1 pseudogene is annotated in these 690 nt (G+C 39.0%); it reads left to right on the plus strand.

Annotation, left to right across the window (positions count from 1 at the left end):
- Window positions 1-91: 91 nt before the first annotated feature.
- A pseudogene (locus ACRCJ0_RS17750) lies at window positions 92-690 on the plus strand (endonuclease MutS2); the annotation flags it as partial.

A 690-nucleotide genomic window follows, 5' to 3' on the forward strand; every position in this document is an offset into this window, starting at 1 on the left:
TTGATATGGCTGTGATAATTGATCACGGCCTATTTCCTACTTAAGGCGCCTTTTATATTCATTACTGATAACAATCGAAGGAGGACACATTTTGAATCCTAAAATATTTCAAACCCTAGAATTTGAGAAAATACAACAACAAGTAGCAAAAGAAACCCGAACTGAAATCGGAAAAATCCAAGCTTTAAATTTAAAACCAAGTGCAGAAGCGGAAGAAATCGAGCAAGCCTTACAAAGTGTTGACGATGTAAAACGCTTGTTTGAATTAGACAAACGGATCCCAGTCAGCCAACTAATCAACGTAAAACCATTCTTAAAACGATTGGATATTGGTGCTGACTTAAACGGGAAAGAATTGGCTGCAGTAGGCCGGGTCTTACGGGCATCTGGTGAAGTTTCTACCTTCTTTAGCAAACTAAAAGAAGCAAAAATAGAATTAATGCAATTGTATGCAATTGCAGATGACTTTATTGACATGCGGGATTTGATGCGTAAGATGCAAAATGCAATTGCAGATGATGGGTCAGTTTATGACAATGCCTCGTCAACTTTACATGGCTTAAGACAAGGAATCAAACGCGAAGAAGCGGGTATCCGTGTCAAACTAGACCAAATAATCCGGTCTAATAAGGCTTCTTATTTAAGTGAGGCAATCATCACCATCCGGAACAACCGCTTTGTAATTCCGGC

The organism is Aerococcus sp. L_32, assembly GCF_050689315.1.